The organism is Ruegeria arenilitoris (assembly GCF_013035425.1).
In the GTDB taxonomy this organism is placed as follows: Bacteria; Pseudomonadota; Alphaproteobacteria; order Rhodobacterales; family Rhodobacteraceae; genus Ruegeria; species Ruegeria arenilitoris_A.
The window spans coordinates 61584-77742 of the sequence record NZ_WQHX01000012.1 but is presented as its reverse complement, the minus strand read 5'-3'; the positions used below and the strand labels follow the sequence as shown (position 1 = coordinate 77742).

Genomic DNA, 16159 nt, shown 5'->3' with positions numbered 1-16159 from the left:
CAACTGCCAGAGCAATCCTCATGGCACTCTTCGTAATCATTGTTGTGAGGGTGTGTAGCTATGACAGTTATGAAGGGGCTGGATATCAAGGGCCTGATAAGGAGTATTGGGGCGGTAGAGGCAAACCCTAAGCTGCAGCGAATGAATGCGTTGAGGGTCTTGTCAGAAGAACTTACCCGCCGCGCGATCTTGCCATTTGGAGCCAGAGCTAAGGACCATTAGTCCGCAAAGTGGACATTCGTCGCGATTTAGCGAATGACCGCTCCGAGGCCAAAATCCAAGCATAGTTATTTTGTGGGTGTTGGGAAAAACCGACTGAGGAATACTGCCAGGCTTAAGCCCAAGAGTATTCCGCTTGCGTTGGCGATAACATCACTAACGCTTGATGAGCGTCCAAAAAGCGGCTGCAAGAGTTCAATGCATCCGCTCCAAATCAAAATGCCGACGGCGCTCCAAATCCTCGTGCGGCTTCTGACTAATGCTAAAGGAAGCACAATAATCGCGTATGCAATGATATGCATCGCTTTGTCAGCACTTCCCGGATCACCAGCGCTCCCCGGCGGAGACAGGCTTGCAAAAGAAATGGTTGCGGCTCCAATGAACGTTGCAGCAACGCCCAAAGGCGACAACCAAGAGTAGAGCGCTGAGAGCTTCGGCATCACTAATAATTTTCGGAAGTTAACTGATTATGAGAGATACTTTTGGTCCTCTTCTAATCCAATCGGCTAGCGGCCTCGGTACGCCAGCATTTTGATTTTAACGCCAAGACCCCGGAACAACACGCCTCGCTTACCCGGAACGGGAACGCCAACATATTTCCCCGATGGTCCTATTCCGGAGGACGGGTGAAAGGGTGAATTCGACCAACGACTTATCGCGCTTTTATAGTGCAAGTAGATTCGGGTACTTAGCGGATCCTAGAAAAAAAATACAAGCGCTTTCACTCCACAAGTTGTGTGGATATCTCGGTGGAAGCCTAAGGCTTCTTAGTAAGAAGGTCTATTTATATGAGTGGCTTAGGTGAAGCCGCCTAAAAATTAGGCAAATTTTTAACTAACTGAAATTACAATAAAAAATTTTATCCCGTTTCGTATGTCTGTTGCAAATTGGACACCAATGAAGGGGTGAAGCCATAAACAGTGCGTCGGTTGACAACTTCTCAGGGCATATTTGCAGAGCATTCCCAAGACCTCTCAAATAAGGTGCGCGTCGAACTCATTCTTTTTCCGAGAGAGGCTTCGCGCCGGCCTCCCAGAATCCCGCTACCTATGATGAAAGTTTGGCAATCAGAGCAGTCAAGATATCGTCCTGGGAATGCGCGAGCGGATCGCCAATTCCTTCAGCGAGACCGAGCATCAGAACTAATCCCAAGGCCGCGGAATGGATCGCAAATGCCGTCTGGCGAGCTTGGTCAGGTGATTCATCAAGCCTTGCCGCCAGAGCGCCGTACAATTGTGACGTGGTAGCATGTATCTTAGCGAGAACATCGCCATTCCGCACCTCTTGCATGCCTGCCTTCAGCGTCTGAGGGGCGAGGTACATCATTCTGAAACGGTCAAGGTTATCTGTATGGAAACGTAGGATTGATCGAACGAAAACGTCGATGGCCTCATTCGGGGTTAAGACAGAAGCTAGGCTATCTTCGGCCTCCATGGCCTCTGCACCCAACCAGTCAACGAACATAGCCGCAAGCAAGTCGCTCTTGGATGGAAACCAATAGAGCACCGACTGTTTTGCGATGCCAAGCTCTCGCGCGATTGTGTCAAATGAGACAGCACCGAGGCCGCTATTCGTGAGCAGCCCTTGCGCAGCAAGTATGATCTTCTGGTCAGTTTTGAGTTCGCTCATAAATTGCCTCTTGATTGCCTACCGTTGGTAGTTTATCAAGCCTACCGACGGTAGGCAATTGGAAAAGAGATTATTAACATGGATCTACTGAACTTTGAAAACCCTGTGTTTACGGTGTATGTGATTGCAGCCTCCCTGATGGTGCTGAAAGTCATGGGGCAAGGTTGGATGACGGTACACCGAATGTTGAAAGTCGGTGGGGGATGGGCCAGCCCGGAAGACCTCAGAAAGGGTCTTATCAACAAGAACCCCGAACCGTCCCAACTCGACGTCAATGACTACGTTGACCGTTCCCGGCGAATGCATCGCAACGATCTGGAGAACGTTCCAGCATTCTGGGTCGCGGGCTTGCTTTTCGTTTTGGCCGATCCGGTGTTGCTTTTAGCGAAGGCGCTCTTCTACGGATTCGTCGCCGCTCGTCTCGCACATTTTGTTGCCTATGCGACCGAACAATCCCACGAAGTTCGAGCGACGTTTTATACTGTTGGTTCCGTAATCGTGATCTACATGGCCGTGCACACGCTTTGGTCGGCGTTGGTCTAGTCGGAAAACTTGGGTGGCAGCTAAGTCCGCTGAGCAGAAGTTCGACGTGAGCCGAGTGAATGGCCGCTTTGTTAAACTAAGCAAGATCAAAACTCACAATTCAGAAATTCCTTTCGGCGCCTACGGAAAACCTCACAGGGAGACTTGGCTGGACTTTTTGGTCTTTCAGCGGTGGCATGACCGCCTTCAACCGTCTTGCCTATGCCAGCATTGCGGATCTGAATGACTAAGCTTGTTGACTGCGATAAGGCGCAAACAGCGGTATAGGTGGCATATATTCTGGTCCGAAAGATGTTAGTGAGGAACTGTCACACAAAGGAACGACATATGAGAGTATGCGGTTGCGAGATATCGGCACAGGAAGTTCGGCTTGCCGTTGTCGACCTGGATGACGAGGGCAAGGTAGAGATGCTCCGACCGAAGACCACAAGGATTGAACTCGAGGATGACACATCCGAGGCAGATCTGCGTTCATTCATGGCCAAGCTTGATGAGTTTGCTCGCGAAAACGAGGTTGGAACATTTGCGATCAAAACGCGCGCAAAGAAAGGCCGTATGGCAGGCGGTGCGGTCTCTTTCAAAATCGAGACTCTGATCCAACTCACAGAAGGATGTCACACTAGGTTCGTCAATCCGGTGGCTTTGTCCAATTTCGCCAAGAAGGAAGTGAAAGAGTATCCCGAGAAGCTGCCGGTCTATTTAAAGAACGCCTTTCTTTCTGGTGCTTATACATTGGCAAAGGGCTGATGTCAGATCTGGGATAGGCGTTCGGGGGTATTGTGGTTTGTTATGCTACCAACCGAAATCCAGAGACTGTCACCCATGTGTCACCCAGGCTTAATGGCGCGCACCCGCACGCTGTCTTTAAGTTATTGATCTTGAATAGAGATCAAAGATGAAACACCGATCGACACGCGCATACGGAGTTTGCGTTTCATTGGAAACACAATGTTTCAAACGTTGGCCACTGGCGTTCGCAATTGGCGCTGCCAGGATGCTCCCAGGACCGCCGGAGCCCTTTTTCGCGGGGGTAAGTCGTCAAATTGCCTAGAAGCGTCCCAGCGGCGATCTCAGCGCCCGAATGGCGCCCTGAAAAACAGCTAGTTGTTGTAGTCGATGCATGCTGATCCCAATAACAACTTCTGCACGGCGTTTTTCTGCTCCTCGTGGCTCATTTTACGTCGTGGCCTCTTGCAAGGCGGTGGTTGCTCAAACCATGAACCATCAAACAATCTAAAGGTACACAGGTTCTGAAGGTCAAATTGATCAGAAGACATTACGCGTATCCGCAGCGCGTATGGGTACAGCTCGATTACCCTTTCAACTGCAGCTTTCAACGAAGGTTTGAACGGTCCCTGCGTAACCAGTGTAACGCGAGTACCGCTTTCGTTACTCTGAACGACTTCAACGACGCAAACTGCACCGCCACAGGCGGCGGGCAGGATCATATGTTGGATTAAATCTTTCAAACTAATGTCTCCGTCCAACGACCGTTTCTAACTTTGAGCGCAGGTCGGCGCGTTCCTGATCCGACAGCTTCGTGAAATCGTACGCCTGTGGTGTTTCTTTCTGCTCGATCTCCACCGTCTGACCCTCTTTCCACCCCGCGCGTGTCTTTAGCCAAAAGATGGTCGCTGGCGTTGATCCCTGTTCGATCAAGCGAAACAGACGCCGCACGACCTTGGCGGTGGCCAATTCTAAACCGCTCTCCAGTTCATCTGCATAGTGTCGCTGGAGCGTTTTCATACCGATGCCCAATGCCTTCGCGATGATCGTCTTGGGTGTTCCGCCCGCAACCAAGACCTCGACAATGTGCCTTTGGTCGTCGGTCGGTTCGTGCGCTGGCATCGCCATAGTCCGCGTGTCCCTAATTTATGATCACGTTGGGATATCGCTGGCATCATAAGAAAATCATGTCGCGTACCAAATGGTTGAATTTCGCGAAACATGGCATTCGTGAAGTCGTCACAACGTTGATACATGCGATTTTTTATTATGATCATAGATAGTTATCCGTGTTTCGCCGCAATAAACGAGTGATCATAATAACAATGTTCGTGTGGTGGTGATTATGATAATTGATCATTTGTGCCGGGTGCGAGTTTCCATTTTGCCTTCGGACCTTTGCCGACTTGAACAATCATTCCCTCCCGTGCCAGTTCCGCGCGAACGGCATTAAACGTGGGTTCGGATGCGATGTTCCAATTATCGGCGGATTGCCAGACTTCTGACCAAGGTTTTGGCTCTTTACCGAGTTCCTTCATGATATGTGTGCGAGCTGCTTCGCTTTGTGTGGACGGACGGCCTGGCTCGCGTTTCTGGGGAGTGCAAATCTCTACGTGATCCGCGTCGATCGTATCGGTCGCGACCAGTTTCGGAACATCGTGACGACCACCGCCGTAGCGCTCAAAGACGATCGTTGGGCCTTTAGGACTGGCGCTCGCCTTCCCATGCCCCAACGCCAACCTTTGCGGGTCAGAAGGGTCGGTGCCCAAAAAGATGGCTGATCGTACCGTCGCCCCAAAACCGACAGATCCGACTATTCGCCGTAAGGGGTCGTCGCCTGTTTGCTTGTTCAAGTGCGCAATACCCACGATCGCCGCGCCAGTATCTTCCGCAACATCATTCAACCGACCTAGGAACTCGCCGACCTCATTCTGCCGGTGCATGTCGCGCTCGCCGCCCATGAAATGCGAAAGAGTATCGACTACGACGAGAGCAGGTCGCTTGTCACGTATGTAGTCTTCTAGTTTCCCCATTCGTTCTTCAGTCAAGGCGCGAGGGCTGTACATGATTTCGAGATTTTTGATGTCAAACCCGGCCTTTTCTAGTCTCGCGAGAGTGACCCGAGAAAAGCTGTCTTCAGCAGACAATAACAGAACGAGTGCGGGCTGACACAACTCTTCGGATAGCGGCCAACGACCTCCGCTTGTTACGATTCCAATGAGCAATGCGATGAGCATGGATTTGCCCAGGCCCGGTACGCCTGCAAGTACCGTCAGGCCGTACATCGGCAGGTATGGGTACCATAGCCAGTGCATTGGCAAAGAGGTTGTCTGAATTGGCGGGCCAAAGAGTTCATCACTATCTGAATCGCGATCCGAGGCAGCCTCGATAGCTGAACGAATGTCGATCGGATTCAGGGTGCCACCTAGAAGTTGACTGTTGAGAGACATAAGCGCCCTTTGAATATTTTCAGAGGGAAACCCCCATCGATTCAGGAGACGCGAAATCGTCCTCAACCTATTTATTTGATCCTCGCTTCTGCGTGCCTTTTGTTTCGTCCGCTTTCGCCTTTTCTTGGACTTTTCTGGTGCGAAATCTACCGAGAAGTCGATCTTGTCGAGCATTCGGTCAATATCCTCGACTTTGCCCTCGCTCTCTCGCTCCTGCCAGAACACAGTGTTTTGCACCATCTCCGCAGTTTGTTCGCGCGAAAAACCCGCCTCAGCTAAGCCTTTCGCAACCTGAAAAATCACCTCTGAACGATCGTCACCGAGATAGCTAAAGCGACGCCCGAAAATTGATAAATGAAACGCGCGGAGAGTTTTCAGCTGTTTCAAGCGCAGGCGGGTATATTGATCGACGCCATATAGGTTGCGTCGTCGCGGTCTTTTGCAGCGGTTCAAGACTTTTGGGCGGGACTTGACCTGAGCGGGAATGACGGCCTCAATTTCATGAAGTAAGTAAACGTTACCCGCACTGCTCTTTACCACGACCATCGGTTTTTCAGTATTTGGCATTCAGGGTCCCCGGAAGTCTCAAGAGTTTTGCAGGGCTGTGCCCTCCTCTGTCTCCGCCAACCAAATCCGTGAGTTGACGGTTCAGTTCTTGCGCCTTTTTTGGGGAAACGGCTTTATCGAGCACGTAGAAAAAATGGTAGTTTCCTGGGCTGCTTTCGATGATCCGAGTTGGCATGGGACCTGGTGGCGGTAATGAAACTCGATCGGCATCAACATGGAGAAGGCGGCCCGGCACGCAGTGTGTCGCTCTGGCCCTGCGCTCAGAAAAGGCGTTGACGCTATAAAACACGTGGTCGCCAGTTCGGCAGTTCTCACTAAGGAACGCTCGCAGTTGTTGCTCAATGTCGTCGTCACGATTGTGAAAGAAGCCAGTTTTTCTTATTCTCCCGTCGGCGAAAATGCGAATGCATAGAAAACCGTCGCCTTGCAGCGCAAGGAGCCACAACAGATGCTCGATCGCCGCCGCGACATCGATATAGTCTCGGCCCTTGTTGCGCGACGCCATTGCGTTACTCCAACCCCACGGGGCGGGATTCGAGCCAATCTTCGATTTCTGATAACCGCCACGCGACACGCCCTGGACTTAGGCGAAGTCGTTTCGGGAACTGGTCTGCTGCCTCAAGGCGACGTAAATGTTCGCGAGAATATTTGATCCCGATTTCTTCAAGATGTTCGAATGACAGCAATGTGAGATGAGCGACTCGCTCGTGCACCATGTTGCACTCCTGTGATGGTTCAGGTGTGCATTTGTCGGAAATATCGCTTCATCTGTATTGGTGAAAAAATGCAAAAATTGCGCTGAATTTTTCACCCTATTTTTTCGGTGCGCCACCATCACGCAAAAACTCAAATCGTGTTCCCGATATAGCTGCGTCCCAAACGCGGTCGAAAGCTGTACTGTTGATGTCAAAGAACTCCATTGCACGGATGCGTGTCGGCTCTTTTTTGCCGGGCTTCAGGAGATGTAGCCGATCTTGTAACCAGTATAGGCAGTCCCGCTCGCGATTTGCGTTTGCAATTCTACCATTGCGATTTTTCCGCTGATCAAAGAGAAATCTTCGGAACTCAGCTTCGTTGATTTCGGCGCGGAAATCTAAGTGTGGATGGCCCTCAATGAAGATCACGCTTTTGTCTACGTCTATAGTTGTGGCGAAGTGTCTCGCTTTAGCGATATCAAGTGTCACAACACTTTTTCCTCCATCTATGAGAACGGTCACCGCGTTGCTTTCAATTGCCTTTCTGAGGTCTTTAAGCGCATCTCTGTAGGTTCTGCTTTCAGGATTGTTCAAGAAGTCGTTTGGCAGCTCTGTCCCAAGCAACTCTTTGGCTGCTATGGCCAGCGCGTCTCCAAATTTGATCCAGCCAGTGCTGGCGATTGGCTTTTTGGCAGTAGTCACTGTTTTTCCTTCCGGTTTGCGGGTGATTCTAGCGCCCACTGCTCCAATGCCTCGCGCTTTTCCTCGGCATAAGAATAGCGGTTGTAGACGGCAGCGACACCAGAGATGACACCAGTTTTGTGGTTGAGCACCTTTTCGATCACATGCGGGGCGATGCCAATGCGGGCCATTCCTGACGCAGAGGTGCGACGCAGGTCGTGGAGCCACCAGCCGTCAGTGCCGATTGCTTGGTCGAAACGGTTCTTCGCGCGGCCAAAGCCTGAAACAGGCGTCGCGCCGGTGGTGGTGAACACGAAATCGGACCCGGCAAAGCGCGGCATGACGTTCAGGATGTCGATGACTGTTGGCGACAATGGCACATCATGCGCGACGCCATTTTTCGCACGTTCGGCGGGTATCGTCCATGTCGCCGTCGCAAAATCGATCTGTGACCAGCGCATATCGGAGACCTCGCCACGGCGTTGTCCAGTCAGGATCAATATCTGTGTCAACGTACCGAAAGGATACCCTTCGTCCTCGGCAGCGGACCACAACGCACTCAGCTCGGCATCGGTCAGAATGCGATCCCGCGCCTTTGGCTTAGTCGGTGGCTTTAGACCAGCGATCGGGTTGGCTTTGATCATCCCGCGATCCAGGCACCAGTTCAGAAGCTTTTTTAGAGCGGCCAGTGCGTGATTGGCTCTGCCCGGCGTCCCGTTCGCGACGATCTCATCCAAGATACGAACAACTTCACTGCGTTCGATTTCTTCCAGTGGCTTGTCGAAGAGCCGGGCCCATTTCTGATTGAGTAGACGTTCCTGCTCCTTCCAGCCGCGATTGCGTGGCTTTGCCCAAAGCTCAATAAATTGAGGGACGACCTCGCCGAGCGTGGTCGGCTTTTCTGTTGGAGCAACGCCAAGTTGGATGTCGCGTAGTAGTTCTCTAGCACGATCACGCGCTTCTGAGAGCGTCAGTGCTGGGTGGGTTCCGATCTTGATCCGCTTCATGCGGCCGTTGACACGTGGTGAGCAAAACCACGTCTTGCTGCCAGAAGTCGACACACGAATGCCAAATCCCGGCAAGGTCTGATCGTAGACCTCAAGACGTTTGGGGCCGGGGGCAGTCACGGTGTCGACGTAGCGAGATGTAAGCTTCTTTTTCATACAAGGTATATAATCTGACAGTCGCCCGATCTCACGGGTGACAGCTAGAATTATCGCAGAAAATCATAAGTTTGTCTGCGTCACAGATGTGGCAGAATGTGTGAGTGTGTGGCGGTTTGTCAGAGCGGCAAGACTTCGGGTGCCTTGGGTGACATCCGCTCTCTTATGCGACTAGGCCGCCATGATTCTCAAAGTATGGAAATTTCTTCAGACGCCTAAGGAGAAGTCGACAGGCTCTTCTCATTAGACTTTATGGGCTTCCAGATCAGCCCTCAAAACTCCGAAAGCGGACATTCAGGGCAGCGCAACTGAACGTCTGCGTTGCGGACAAAGCAGCCGCTGCTACTTCAGCAGATTAGCAACGCGCGGCTGCTGCACACGCTTTCTTCGGATCTCAGAGGCAAACATCGGGCCGAACCTGTTCCACCAGTAGCGGAAAGTTTCGTGGCTCACGTCGATGCCGCGCTCGTGCAGCAGATCTTCGACATTCCGAAGCGAGAGCGGAAATCGGATGTACAGCATCACTGCAAGACGGATGATCTCAGGACTGGTTTTGAAGTATTTGAAGGAGGCGGGTCTGGTCATGGGCTAAAGTTACGCAACCGCCCTGCCCCGCTCAAGCGAAGTTAATCTGACAAGACCATATGATTTAAGTCAAAGAGCCGAGCGCTTTCACATGCTAAATTTCGAATGTTAAATGGTGAAGCTGTTCTGAGCTCGCTGCTGCCTGTCCCCATCAATCGGTTTTGGGCCACAGGATAGCAAATGTTATATGGTAAAGGACCGATGTTGACCGGGGGAAGATGTCGGTCCATTTCTGTTGTAGTAAACTCTCGTTTGGCAAAGGACCTCCAGCTTATGAGGTACTTTATGATCGTTGCAAGCATAGTCATTTCTTCGGTTCCAACGATATCTGCGGCCGACGAGTTTATAGACTTTGGGAAAGACCTCTTTGTTGAGCATTGCGCCAGATGTCACGGAATCGATGCATCTGGAAAAGGACCTGACGCAGCTGATTTGAAAACAGTGCCTGCTGATTTAACAAAGATTTCCGAACGCAGAGGGGGTGTGTGGCCCATGTTGGAGGTCATGTCGATCTTGGACGGTTATTTGAAAGTTCAAGAACCTCGCTATGACATGCCTATAATCACCGAGTTGAACGATGGCCCTAATGTCGAATTTGATACGGGGAATGGTTTGGTTACGCGTATTCCTTCCAGACTAATCGAAATTGCTGAGTATTTGGAGAGTATTCAGTCTCCGAAGCCGGAACGATATGTTCCGTGAAGTTCTGATACGCAGTCGAGTGCGCTAAAGAGCGCTGCACTGTGCTGCGTTGGGCGGGTGCCGTAATTGCCTGGAAGCAACGAATATACGGATCGACTTGTAGACGATGCCGTCGCGGTCTGGCCTAGCTTGCTTCAATATCAGGTCTCGCGCTTCACAGCGGTCTAATCCAAGACTTCTTGTAGTACCTCACCGCTCGCACCATTAGGACGTGCCGTACTTAATAATGCAGACAGTGTGGATGCGATAGCAGTCGTGCAAACCCGGCGTGCAACCCGTTGCGGTTTTAAGTTCGCTCCAGCAAAGAAAATCGGCACATGTGTGTCACCGCGCCACGGTGACCCGTGGGTGGATGTGACGGACAGACCATCGAAGTCTGCAATGAACCAGCCGGGTTTGAAAATTACGTATATGTTCCCGGATCGGGTGGGATGATAGTTGTTGCGGACCAGGCGCATGATGTTGGTATCGGGCAGGAGGTTTGCTTCGATAGCCGTACTGGGGACGGCGAATGCCACATCGGGAAAGGATAGAAGTTCTTCTGCAACAGCTGACTCCAGCGTGGGTAAATCAATATCACTGCGAGCCAATACTTCGGGGGCGATATTGAGATAGGGGTGATTATAACCTTCAAGCAATTTCCCGGTGATCCCAAACCGCTCCTTAAGCTTGGCTATCTGTTCCGTCGGGTCCCATGTGTCCGGAGCAACAAGGCCAGTTCGGATGCCAACACTCTCCAAATAGCCCGGCGCATCGGTGGTGCCGTGGTCCGCCGATAGAACGATCAAAACGTTTTCCAGCCCAATCCGTTCGTCGATAAACGCGAAGAGATTCATGAGAGTCTGATCGAGGCGGTATATCGTATCCTCGGCTTCAAGACTGGAAGGGCCAAACACATGGTTGACGTAATCCACGGACGAGAAGCTAACCGCCAGATAATCCGTTACCGCGTCTTGCCCGATACCCTCGGCATCAATCAATCGTTTGGCAAATTGCGCCGTCAGATCGTCGCCAGCGGGGCTAAGCGTTAAAAAGGTCGTAAAGTAGGGATTTTCCAGCGGGTCAAACCCATTTTGCGTCGAAGAATAGCGATGAGGAAAGGTTATGCCGAACCCGGCGACATCCGTCTCCCATGGTTGGTTGTCACGGTCGCCAAAGAGATAGGCTTCCTTTGGGTGCATCAACTCCCAAGAGGTTCCTTCAAAGGAGGCGCTCGGCGATGCGTCATTCCATGAGGAAACCCAATCTGGGTATTTGTCATAGTAATAGGAGCTTGTGACAAAACGATTTGCGGCTTTTGAGAACCAGAAGGCTTTGCCGCTTTGTCCCGCCATTGTAATTGCCCCACGGTCTTTGATTGAAACTCCAAAGACTTTGGCCGCACCAGCAGTGGAAGCGCTTAATTCGTCCGAAAGCGTCGTAACAAGCATAGCGCGTGGTGACCGGCCATCTGTGCCAGCTGCCGCCTGTGTTGGGTCAATTTCAATATCGTCATTGACGCCAGCGCCATCTCCAAGAAGCGGAGCGGTACTGTCTTCAACGTTGTAGACAACGCGGTCCAAGGTTCTGTCGAACCAGATGTTTCCGATCATCCCGTGTACTGCCGGAGTTGCCCCGGTCGCCAATGTGGCGTGTCCGACAACCGTCTCTGTATTGGCATGGCAATGATGGGCGTCCAGATAGTGTACACCGTTTTCTAGTAAATACTTAAGGCCACCCTCCCCAAGATTCTCAAAGTAGCGTGTCGGCAGATCGCCCCGAAACGCGTCAACGGTCAGCTGCAAAACGAGACGAGGAGGTTCTTGCGCATACGCAGGAGCGACTGCAACCAACCACAAAGACAAACAAACTCTCAGTGTTTTGGTCATAGTGCTTCCTTTCGCTGTATTGCGCATCAGGTCAGTCGCGACTGCAATTGCGCGCTAGAACAACCCTCTTCAATACCAAACTGATAGCAAAACCGCTTCACGTCTACTTCTTCCGACCTACCGCGAAAGAGCCTGCAACACTCAAACCGGTGTTAATACAAACAATTGCTTGGAACTGAGGTGCCCGGATCGGTTTTGATCCAAAACAAGGCTTTGAGTCTTTTGAGACACTAAACTCTGCGCCAGAAACCCTGTTTCAGGTGAAACGCTATGACAAAAAACCTATCGGTTTTTCTTATATTGGCTGGTTTAATAGTTGCTGGCGCGTTGCTGTATGCTGTTTTTGCCGAAGATGGCGATGAATATCTCCCTCTGAAGACAGTTTAGATATCTGTTGGGCAGAGGTCTGGGCATCATTGATTTTCTTAGCCGTGGTTTCAAAATCTCTGGTCGTGTTCATACTAAGGGTGGCTTGAAGGCACTTCGTTTCGATACATGCAAACAGCAACCGCTTCGGGCTCAGAGCAGTAGATCGCGGCACAGTGAATCGGCAACCCTTGTGCGGACAAGTCAGTCTTACGCGCACAGATAGCCAACAGCAAAACCATCAATCAGCGTGCCGATCCGGCAATCCTGCGCTACGTAGATCTTCGATAAATCCGTCAGGAATGCTTTGATCTTTGAATTTACCTATCAGGCTGTGTCGCTGGTCCTCAATCGTGTAGTCAGGCTGATTTTCCAACAGCTTAATTATCGAGGCCCTGGCTTCCTCAAATCGTCCCAACCGCACATACAGCGCCGCCTGCGTGCGGCGCGCCAGATTGGGTATGTTTGTCATCCGGTTGATCGCTTCCAACCCGGCTTCATATTCACCGGTGAAATATCGCGCCCAGGCGAGGCTCCAAAGATACCAATCTGGGTGATGGGGATTCAGGCGGATCGCGGTTTGGAGTCTTTCAACAGCCTCGTTCGCGCGGCCAAGATAAACCAACGTTTCGACGGAGCCCGCCAATACGCCCGCTGAGTTGGGGTTGAGCGTAATGGCGCGCTCATACTCTCTTTCGGATTGCTCCAGGTCGTTGGCCTGCATGAACGCGTGAGCGAGAACCCAGTGAGCCAGAGAACTGTCGGGATCGAGCTCAACAGCTTTGCGAGCAGCCACGAAGGCTAGGTCGAGGGCTTGTTCTCGCGGTCGGCCGGCACACCATCCCCATCGATCGCAGTTGATATGCACCCAGGCGAGGCTAAAATAAGCAACAGAGTAGCCTGGATCCAGCTTTATAGCCTCTTCAGCCAGCCGCTTGGCTTCCTGATTGCCTGCCGGAGTGAACTTGAAGCGTTCTGCACGACTCCGATAAACAAGCTCGTATGCCCCAGGGCTTTGAGTGGGTTGGCGTAGCAATCGATCATACTCGGCCAGGTCGATATTCTGTTCCAGCGTCGCGACAATCGTTCGGGTGATTTCATCCTGCAGTACAAAGATGTCCACCATATCGCGATCATACGTGTCAGTCCAAATCGCGTTCCCGGCAGTTGCGTCGATTAGGGTTGCGTTCACGCGTAGCTTGCCACCGGATTTTTGCTGACTGCCTTCCAGCACATAGCGTACGCCAAGTTCGCTTGCGATATCACGAATGTCTGCCGACTTGTCTCTGTAGAAGAAGCTCGAGTTCCGGGCGATCACAAAGAACTCAGGAAAACGGGAAAGTTTGCCAATGATCTCTTCACTGATTGCATCACTCAGGAAACCTTTGTCGGCACCCTGACTCAGGTCACTGAATGGCAGCACGGCAATCGACGGTTTGTCCGGCAACGGACGTGCCATTTCTAAAGTCTTCACCGGCTGAAAATCCGTTGCGTCAAAGCGCCAAACGACTAGTCCGACAACAAAGATTAGAGCCACACAAGCGACGCCAACCGCCCGCACTGCGAACGGATTTCGGTTTGGTATCGCGATCTTGACAGGAGATGCGAGCCTTTTCGCTTTCTCATTCAGCTCGACGCTGAAGACTGACACAGGTTGTTCAATGTTTTTGACATCTACCGCGCCCAAATCCTCAAAATCCAAATCCAGTTTTCCGCGAACCTGATTGAAGACAGCTCGGTGAACGCAAACTCCACCGGCTTGAGCCAGACCTTCGATCCTTGAGGCAAGGTTTACTCCGTCTCCGTAAATGTCCCCGTCCTCATCGATTACGTCGCCCACGTTAATGCCGATGCGAAATTCAATTCGGTCGCTAGCGGGAACAACAGAGTTCCTTTCGAACATGGCGCATTGTACTTCGACGGCAAAGCGAACTGCATCAGCGACGCTGGCGAATTCCATCAACGCACCGTCGCCCATTAGTTTGATGGTTCGCCCCCCGTATTGAACGGCCTTGGGATCAATTAGTTCAGAACGATGCGTTTTGAGGGCTGCAAGGGTTCCTGCCTCGTCCACTCCCATTAGGCGGGAAAAACCTACTACATCGATTGCAAGTATGACCGTTAGTCGACGTTTCACCAGAGGCTCCCCCTTTTATGCAGGTTAGGGAAGAAAGATGAGAAGTACCACTTAGTTCAATTGTGATCAAACTGGAGAGTTTAAGAACTTCGAAACGAGAAAAAATGCCCCAAACTATTTAGCAAATTAGGGCTCAGCGCGGACATTCGCCGAAATGCCGCGAGCAACCGCAATGCGGACGAAGCCGCCGTTAGCGAAAGCTAATCCAAACAACCGAAGAGCGGACAGTCCAGACTGTGAAAGAAAGTCAACTTTCGAAATCCAATTGCGAATTTCTAGCCCGGCACGCAGTGAAAGCCACTAATCGTGGTCAACGCTGCTCTCTCATCCGGCTCTCCTGAAATTGTGAAGGTTGCACGGGAAAACTGCCTTTCAAAAAACAATTGTGCTTGCTTGTAGACCTCATACCTGCGCAGTGTCGCAAGCCTCATAATTCTCTAAACCATTTTTATGGGGTGGTTCCGGTCGCATGACCTCGAGTGAAGTCGTGTGATCGGGACGTAAGGAGAGCCTCGGCATTCTTTCGCAAAAATATTGCAGCCTATTTGCCCCTACCAAATTGGCTCATTCTTTCCGGTTCGCTGTTGTTTTTGTCTTCCTTGATGCAGGTAGAGTCTCGTAGGACGTGATCCGGCGGAACTTACGTTTGGCCAACAATAAATACGATCAACGTCCAACAGGTGCGGAGATTGGCATCGGTTTTCTAAGCTGAGTCTTCTACGCAGTGTTACACATCGCGTTTAAGACGGGCTTCTTTCAACCGTTTGGTTTTTTCCTCGCGAGCCGCTTTTTCATCGCTGATTATCTCGCGCGCTACTCTGTCAGTTTGCTCGTCTTTGGAAATCCGTTTGTTCGGTAAAAAGGGTTGCTTCTTTTCTGTCATAAACGACAACTTTCGCACACGGGACATAAATGGCTTGGCAGGACAACTAGCGCAGCCGTCCCGCCTGGTCTTACTCAGGCAAGAGCGATATTCGTCGCGTTGCTGCGACCGTCGCGGCCAGCCTCGACATCGAAAGTCACTTTCTGGTCGTCCGCGAGACCGGTAAGCCCGGAGCGTTCGACGGCCGAGATGTGAACGAACACATCCTTGCCGCCGTCCTCCGGCGCAATAAATCCGAACCCTTTGGTGGTGTTGAACCATTTCACGGTGCCATTGGCCATTCCGTCGTCTCCTTTTGAATTGTGCCACCCGCGTAATGCGGTGGCCTTGGCGTCAGTCAGAGCAATCGAGACTGAAGCCTTCAATGGAGACAGCTGGTCGAGGTGCGATAACGGTCGCTATTGGTGTATGACGGCAAGAGATACGAATTACAAGCTACGTCTTCATCTTCCCTTCGGCTGTTCAAATGGGCATGGTGCCTGCAACTGGTCATTCCAAGCTTGTAGTCCCGACCAATCCAATTAGGGATAAGTCTTCTCTGACCAAGTTGGCCGGGACTGCCTCAGGAAGAAGCCCGACACCGTGCGATGAACCTCAAATTGAAAGCAAGAGAATTCAAAGGTACTAGTTAATTTTTCAGAAAAATTCATAGTGCTTGCTGCGTTGACGGTTTGGAATGGCCCACGATCACGTACTTCTTCGCTCGGGACGTCTGAACAGCGCTCATCTTTGGGGACAATGTTGCTTGCCCTGCCGATGCGTACGTCTGAGGCAACACCATAAACGTCTCCTTCGGGCTCGAAGCGGTCATTCGCTACGGGATGCATGAACGTCCGCTTTCGGGACTGGGTGGCGTATGGGTGACAAACACCCGTGTGGTTAAGTGTGGGAGCTTGTAGTCGGATGTGGCGGTTTGCACGCCTGAAACTCAACGTGGCCAATAAG

At 51.5% G+C, this 16159-nt stretch carries 17 protein-coding genes and 1 pseudogene; 4 read left to right on the top strand and 14 right to left on the bottom strand.

Annotated elements, in window-relative coordinates; genetic code table 11:
- Window positions 1–287: 287 nt before the first annotated feature.
- A complete protein-coding gene (locus GOV45_RS23685) occupies window positions 288–521 on the bottom strand; it encodes a VanZ family protein (RefSeq protein WP_367648716.1) in 234 nt (77 codons plus the stop codon).
- Between GOV45_RS23685 and GOV45_RS23405 the strand changes: the two genes are divergently transcribed.
- A complete protein-coding gene (locus GOV45_RS23405) occupies window positions 439–639 on the top strand; it encodes a hypothetical protein (protein WP_254448088.1) in 201 nt (66 codons plus the stop codon). The two genes, GOV45_RS23685 and GOV45_RS23405, sit on opposite strands and share 83 nt — an antisense overlap.
- Before the next feature lie 627 nt (window positions 640–1266).
- On the opposite strand, the gene GOV45_RS21980 is transcribed toward GOV45_RS23405, so the two are convergent.
- A complete protein-coding gene (locus GOV45_RS21980; protein ID WP_170482273.1) occupies window positions 1267–1848 on the bottom strand; it encodes a TetR/AcrR family transcriptional regulator in 582 nt (193 codons plus the stop codon).
- Window positions 1849–1926: 78 nt separating this feature from the next.
- Between GOV45_RS21980 and GOV45_RS21975 the strand changes: the two genes are divergently transcribed.
- Complete coding sequence (locus GOV45_RS21975; protein ID WP_170482271.1) at window positions 1927–2391, top strand: MAPEG family protein; 465 nt, start codon at window positions 1927–1929, stop codon at window positions 2389–2391.
- Between the two features lie 327 nt (window positions 2392–2718).
- The gene (locus GOV45_RS21970; protein WP_170482268.1) at window positions 2719–3138 is read left to right on the top strand and encodes a DUF3010 family protein; all 420 of its coding nucleotides are present in this window, start codon (window positions 2719–2721) and stop codon (window positions 3136–3138) included.
- Between the two features lie 353 nt (window positions 3139–3491).
- On the opposite strand, the gene GOV45_RS21965 is transcribed toward GOV45_RS21970, so the two are convergent.
- The 8 genes and pseudogenes from GOV45_RS21965 to GOV45_RS21930 form a co-directional block, all read right to left on the bottom strand.
- Window positions 3492–3860 (bottom strand): hypothetical protein, encoded by a 369-nt coding sequence (locus GOV45_RS21965; RefSeq protein WP_170482265.1) that lies wholly within the window; start codon window positions 3858–3860, stop codon window positions 3492–3494.
- 1 nt (window position 3861) lies between these two features.
- On the bottom strand, window positions 3862–4239 hold the full coding sequence (locus GOV45_RS21960) for a hypothetical protein (protein ID WP_170482262.1): 378 nt from the start codon (window positions 4237–4239) through the stop codon (window positions 3862–3864).
- Between the two features lie 221 nt (window positions 4240–4460).
- The gene (locus GOV45_RS21955) at window positions 4461–6134 is read right to left on the bottom strand and encodes an AAA family ATPase (RefSeq protein ID WP_170482259.1); all 1674 of its coding nucleotides are present in this window, start codon (window positions 6132–6134) and stop codon (window positions 4461–4463) included.
- Window positions 6121–6639, bottom strand: a complete 519-nt coding sequence (locus tag GOV45_RS21950; protein WP_170482256.1) for a DNA-primase RepB domain-containing protein — start codon at window positions 6637–6639, stop codon at window positions 6121–6123. Before GOV45_RS21950 ends, GOV45_RS21955 begins: the two co-directional genes overlap by 14 nt.
- A gap of 4 nt (window positions 6640–6643) precedes the next feature.
- Complete coding sequence (locus tag GOV45_RS21945) at window positions 6644–6850, bottom strand: helix-turn-helix transcriptional regulator (RefSeq protein ID WP_170482253.1); 207 nt, start codon at window positions 6848–6850, stop codon at window positions 6644–6646.
- Between the two features lie 96 nt (window positions 6851–6946).
- On the bottom strand, window positions 6947–7531 hold the full coding sequence (locus GOV45_RS21940) for a hypothetical protein (protein WP_170482251.1): 585 nt from the start codon (window positions 7529–7531) through the stop codon (window positions 6947–6949).
- Window positions 7528–8673: a tyrosine-type recombinase/integrase gene (locus tag GOV45_RS21935; RefSeq protein ID WP_170482248.1), complete on the bottom strand. Its 1146-nt coding sequence runs from the start codon at window positions 8671–8673 to the stop codon at window positions 7528–7530. The genes GOV45_RS21940 and GOV45_RS21935 overlap by 4 nt, the downstream gene beginning before the upstream one ends.
- 363 nt (window positions 8674–9036) lie before the next feature.
- Window positions 9037–9258: pseudogene (locus GOV45_RS21930) on the bottom strand (IS6 family transposase); the annotation flags it as partial.
- A 285-nt stretch (window positions 9259–9543) separates the two neighbouring features.
- On the opposite strand from GOV45_RS21930, the gene GOV45_RS21925 reads away from it, so the two are divergent.
- Window positions 9544–9960 carry a c-type cytochrome gene (locus GOV45_RS21925; RefSeq protein ID WP_170482245.1) on the top strand — a complete coding sequence of 139 codons (417 nt, stop codon included), beginning with the start codon at window positions 9544–9546 and terminating at the stop codon, window positions 9958–9960.
- 164 nt (window positions 9961–10124) lie between these two features.
- Here GOV45_RS21925 and GOV45_RS21920 read toward each other — a convergent pair whose 3' ends face one another.
- The 4 genes from GOV45_RS21920 to GOV45_RS21905 form a co-directional block, all read right to left on the bottom strand.
- Complete coding sequence (locus tag GOV45_RS21920) at window positions 10125–11828, bottom strand: alkaline phosphatase family protein (protein WP_170482242.1); 1704 nt, start codon at window positions 11826–11828, stop codon at window positions 10125–10127.
- Between the two features lie 607 nt (window positions 11829–12435).
- On the bottom strand, window positions 12436–14331 hold the full coding sequence (locus GOV45_RS21915) for an adenylate/guanylate cyclase domain-containing protein (RefSeq protein WP_170482239.1): 1896 nt from the start codon (window positions 14329–14331) through the stop codon (window positions 12436–12438).
- Window positions 14332–15058: 727 nt separating this feature from the next.
- Window positions 15059–15214, bottom strand: a complete 156-nt coding sequence (locus tag GOV45_RS21910; protein ID WP_170482236.1) for a hypothetical protein — start codon at window positions 15212–15214, stop codon at window positions 15059–15061.
- A gap of 74 nt (window positions 15215–15288) precedes the next feature.
- Window positions 15289–15495, bottom strand: coding sequence for a cold-shock protein (locus GOV45_RS21905; protein ID WP_170482233.1), 207 nt, complete (start codon window positions 15493–15495; stop codon window positions 15289–15291).
- Window positions 15496–16159 lie beyond the last annotated feature (664 nt).